This is a genomic window from Leifsonia sp. Soil_N53 (genome assembly GCF_057655165.1).
The window spans coordinates 1-4,424 of sequence record NZ_JBDGMM010000003.1; the positions used below are offsets into that span (position 1 = coordinate 1).

A 4,424-nucleotide genomic window follows, 5' to 3' on the forward strand; every position below is an offset into this window, starting at 1 on the left:
AGGCCGAGCCGGGCGGCCCCCTGCCGCAGCGCCAGGTCGCCGGTCAGCAGCACGTCCGGGCTGCCCAGCACGCGCAGGGCGACGTACCCGGCCGTCCAGGCGCCGATCCCGGGCAGGGCGATCAGCCGGGCCTCCAGCTCGGCGCGGGACTCGCCGACGTCGATGACGAGCGAGCCGTCCGCCAGCGCGGCGGCGGCTCCCACGATCGCGTCGATGCGCTTTCCCGGACCGCGCAGCACCTCGCGGCCGTGCTCGGCGATCGCCTGCGCCGTCGGGAACAGCCGGGTGAAGCCGCCGATCGCCACCGGCTCGCCCAGCGCGTCCGTGAGGCGTGCGAGCGCGGTGCGCGCGGCCGGCACCGACACCTGCTGGCCGATGAGCGCGCGGAAGAGGATCTCCTCCGGATCGACCGCGCCCGGCACCCGCATCCCGGGCGCCGCGGCGACCGCGGGGGCGAGCACCGGGTCGGCGGCCAGGGCGGCGTCGATGGCCTCGGCGTCGGCGTCCAGGTCGAGCAGGCGGCGCACGCGCGCCACGAGGGGGGCGAGGTCGGCCAGGTCGGCCAGGCTCGCCTCGCACTCCACCGCGGGAGCGTCGGGGGTGCCGACGAGCGTGAGGCGGAAGGTCGCCGGGCCGTGCGGGAGGCGGAGGACGCGGCTGTAGGCGGGCGTGCCGTCGGCGGCGACCTCCATCGCGGCGGCCTCCATCGCGGCGACCTCCATCGCTGCGACCTCCATCCCTGGAATCGCCCGTGCGCCGAGGAAGGCGAGCAGCCGCCCGCCGTCGAACGGGGCCCTGGCGGGCAGCCGCAGGGTCAGCGACGTGCCGGCCGTCGCGCCCGCCGGGCCGGGCCCGTGCACGATCCCCGGCCGGCGGCGTGCGGACGCGCGGATTGCGCCGGGCGTGACGTGATAGATCTCGGCCATGGTCTCGTTGAACTGCCGCACGCTGGAGAACCCGGCGGCGAAGGCCACCTCGGTGACTGGCAGGTCCGTGCCGGCGAGCAGGAGCCGCGCGGTCTGGGCGCGGTGCGCGCGGGCGAGGGCGAGCGGGCCCGCTCCGAGCTCGGCGGTGAGCACCCGCCCGAGGTGCCGCGGCGTGTAGCCGAGCCGGTGCGCGAGCCCCGGCACGCCCTCCCGCTCGACGGTGCCGTCGGCGATCAGGCGCATGGCGCGCGCGGCGAGGTCGTCGCGGATGTTCCACTCCGGGGAGCCGGGCACGGCGTCCGGCAGGCAGCGCTTGCACGCCCGCAGGCCGGCCTCGTGCGCCGCGGCCGCCGTCAGGTAGAAGGTGACGTTGCCGGCCTTCGGCGTGACCGCGGGACAGCTCGGCCGGCAGTAGATGCCGGTGGAGTGGACGCCGGTGATGAACTGGCCGTCGAAGCGGGCGTCCCTTGCGCTCATCGCCCGGTAGCGCTGCGCGAACACCGGGTCGGAGAGCCGGGCGGCGTCACCGGGTTCGCGGGTGGTCTCCGACAGCGAGCTGGTCATGCGTCCCAGCGTGACACCTGCCACCGACATCCGATAGCGGAAATCGGACATGAGCGCGACCCGGTTAGCATGACGGACATGGATGTCATCGACTGGCTCAGGGCTGCTCTCGGTGAGGACGCGGACGAGGTGCTCTCGGTGGACCCGGACCTCCTCGACGCGGTGCGGGGCGATCAGTCCGGGTGGGTGGCCGACGGGCGCCCGCTCGCGATCGTGAACGCGCGGAGCGTCGAGCACGTGCAGGCGACGCTGCGGGCGGCGTCCGAGTTCCGCGTCCCCGTTGTGCCGCGCGGCGCCGGCACGGGGCTGGCGGGGGGCGCCAACGCGACAGCCGGCTCCCTGGTCCTCAGCGTGGCGGGCATGGACCGCATCCTCGAGATCTCGACGGAGGACCAGCTCGCCGTGGTCGAGCCGGGCGTCGTCAACGGCGACCTCAACGCCGCGCTGGAGCCCTTCGGCCTGTTCTTCGCGCCCGATCCGGCGAGCAAGGCCATCTCGACCGTCGGCGGCAACATCGCCACCAACGCAGGCGGCCTGCTGTGCGCCAAGTACGGCGTGACCCGGGAGGCCGTGCTCGGCCTCGACGTCGTGCTCGCCGACGGCCGCTTCGTGCGCACAGGGCACCGCACGGTCAAAGGCGTGACCGGCTACGACCTCACCTCCCTGCTCGTCGGTTCGGAGGGCACGCTCGGCGTGATCGTCGGCGCGACCGTGCGGGTGCTGCCGTTGCCGCAGGGCGAGCCGACGACGCTCGGGGCGCTCTTCGCGGATGTCCGGGCGGCCTCCGACGCCGCCGCGCGCGTGACGGCCGCGCATCTGCGCCCGGCGATCATGGAGCTGCTCGACGGGCCGGCGCTGGAGGCCATCTCGGCGCACCTCGGCGAGCAGGCCATCCGCGAGGCGCTCGGCGCGACCGGGGGAGCGGCGTACCTGCTCGTGCAGTTCGACGGACCGGGCGCCGCGCCCGACGCCGCGCTCGCGGGCAGGCTCATCGCGGAGACCGGGGGCACGGTGCGCGTCGCCGCCGACGCCGCGGAGGGCGAGCGGCTGCTCGCGATCCGGCGCGCGTTCCATCCCGCGCTCGCGGCGACCGGCACGGTGCTCATCGAGGACGTCGCGGTCCCGCGGTCGCGGATGCCGGAGATGTTCGCGGCCATCGAGCGGATCGGGGAGCGCTACGGCATGGCCATCCCGACCGTCGCGCACGCGGGCGACGGCAACCTGCACCCGAACTTCGTGACAGAGGGCGACGAGATCGGTCCGGAGGTCTGGGATGCCGCCGGCGAGCTGTTCCGCACCGCGATCGCCCTCGGCGGCACACTCACCGGCGAGCACGGCGTCGGCGTGCTGAAGCGACGCTGGCTGGCGGAGGAGCTGGGGCCGGACTCCTACGAGCTTCAGGTGAAGATCAAGTCGGTCTTCGATCCGCTCGGCATCCTGAACCCGGGCAAGGTGTTCGGCTGACGTGCCCCGATGAATGGGCGCCTAAAGAAACAAATGGGCGTTAAAAGACTCGACGCCCGGTGGTGCGGCGATGCCTGCAACGCTCCCGGGTCGTCGAGTTATGCGACTAGCCTGCCCCAGGCTCGCCCGGATTGCAAGACTTTTTGACGCGGAGGTCGCGCACGGGTTGGATGGGTGCATGGCAGAGAACACCAATGAGAAGCCCGAGGTCGACGCTCCCGAGGGTCCGGCCCCCACGACGCTCGAGATCGTGGACATCGTCGAGGGCTCCGGCCCGGAGGCGACCCCCGGCTCCAAGGTCGACGTGCACTACCTGGGCGTCGAGTACGAGTCGGGCGAGGAGTTCGACTCCTCGTGGAGCCGCGGGCAGTCCATCAACTTCCCGCTCAACAACCTGATCAAGGGCTGGCAGGACGGCATCCCCGGCATGAAGGTCGGCGGCCGCCGCAAGCTGACGGTCCCGCCGGCGCTCGCCTATGGCCCGGCCGGCGGCGGTCACCCGCTCTCGGGCAAGACGCTGATCTTCGTGATCGACCTGCTCGGCGTGAGCTGACCTCCAGACCACACCCGAAGGGCACGTGGACGCTGTCTCGACGGCGTTCACGTGCCCTTCGTCGTTCGCGCGGTCAGAGCGCGGGCGGGCGCAGGTGGGTCGGGACGGCGATCCGGTTCCAGAGGTTGATGGTGCCGATGGCGAGGACGAGGTCGGCGTAGCCCTCCTCGCCGAACTCGGCGACCGAGCGTGCGTAGAGCTCGTCGCTCACGCCGCCCTGGTGGATCAGCGTGACTGCCTCGGTCAGCTCCAGCGCCGTCCGCTCGCGCCCGCTGAACCACGGCGACTCGCGCCACGCCGAGACGGCGAACACCTTGCGGAGCGGGTAGCCGCCGTCCTGCAGGTCGACCGAGTGCATGTCGACGCAGTAGGTGCAGCCGTTGAGCTGGGAGGCGCGCAGCTTGATCAGGTCGCCGAGCGGCTGCTCGACGGCGCGGGCGACGTAGCCGTCGAGGTTGATGACCCGGCGGTAGCCGTCGGGGACGGCGGAGGAGAGCTGGACGCGTTCGGTGGGCTGTTCGGTGCTGGCCTGTTCGGTGGTGGCGGTGTCTGTCATGGCTTCACGCTAGGAGCCGGATTGGCTGGTTGTAAGATCCAATCCACCGGGTTTCTATCAGTCCATTAGTCTGCGTCGGGAGGTCACGGTGGAGATCCACGTTCCGATCGAGGGTCGCGGCGACCGTGCCGAGCGCGTCTACCGGCGACTGCGCGACGCCGTCCTGGACGGACGGCTGCGCCGGGGTGAGCGCCTGCCCGCCACGCGCGAGCTCGCGGCGAGCCTCGGCGTCTCGCGCAGCACCGTGTCGACCGCGTACGAGCGGCTCACCGCGGAAGGCTACCTCGTCGCCCGCGTCGGCTCAGGGACCTTCGTCGCCATGCCCGCGCCGGCGACGGAGCGGGCCCCGCGTCGCGCGGCG

The 4,424-nt window shown here is 73.1% G+C and carries 5 protein-coding genes; 3 read left to right on the plus strand and 2 right to left on the minus strand.

Annotated elements, in window-relative coordinates; genetic code table 11:
• Positions 1-1,490, minus strand: a 1,490-nt coding sequence (locus AC3A3H_RS00040) for an AlkA N-terminal domain-containing protein (protein ID WP_487612487.1), incomplete at its 3' end; no start/stop codon positions are given.
• A 78-nt stretch (positions 1,491-1,568) separates the two neighbouring features.
• Between AC3A3H_RS00040 and AC3A3H_RS00045 the strand changes: the two genes are divergently transcribed.
• Positions 1,569-2,954, plus strand: coding sequence for an FAD-binding oxidoreductase (locus tag AC3A3H_RS00045; protein ID WP_487612488.1), 1,386 nt, complete (start codon positions 1,569-1,571; stop codon positions 2,952-2,954).
• A 178-nt stretch (positions 2,955-3,132) separates the two neighbouring features.
• The gene (locus AC3A3H_RS00050) at positions 3,133-3,507 is read left to right on the plus strand and encodes an FKBP-type peptidyl-prolyl cis-trans isomerase (protein ID WP_055919382.1); all 375 of its coding nucleotides are present in this window, start codon (positions 3,133-3,135) and stop codon (positions 3,505-3,507) included.
• Between the two features lie 73 nt (positions 3,508-3,580).
• Here AC3A3H_RS00050 and AC3A3H_RS00055 read toward each other — a convergent pair whose 3' ends face one another.
• The gene (locus AC3A3H_RS00055; protein ID WP_487612489.1) at positions 3,581-4,063 is read right to left on the minus strand and encodes a carboxymuconolactone decarboxylase family protein; all 483 of its coding nucleotides are present in this window, start codon (positions 4,061-4,063) and stop codon (positions 3,581-3,583) included.
• Between the two features lie 88 nt (positions 4,064-4,151).
• Here AC3A3H_RS00055 and AC3A3H_RS00060 point away from each other — a divergent pair.
• On the plus strand, positions 4,152-4,424 hold a 273-nt coding region (locus AC3A3H_RS00060; RefSeq protein ID WP_487612490.1), incomplete at its 3' end, for a GntR family transcriptional regulator.

Coding starts and splice junctions, on each gene's coding strand:
- AC3A3H_RS00045 (WP_487612488.1), top strand. CDS start 1,569: ATGGATGTCATCGACTGGCTCAGGGCTGCTCTCGGTGAGGACGCGGAC.
- AC3A3H_RS00055 (WP_487612489.1), bottom strand. CDS start 4,063: ATGACAGACACCGCCACCACCGAACAGGCCAGCACCGAACAGCCCACC.
- AC3A3H_RS00050 (WP_055919382.1), top strand. CDS start 3,133: ATGGCAGAGAACACCAATGAGAAGCCCGAGGTCGACGCTCCCGAGGGT.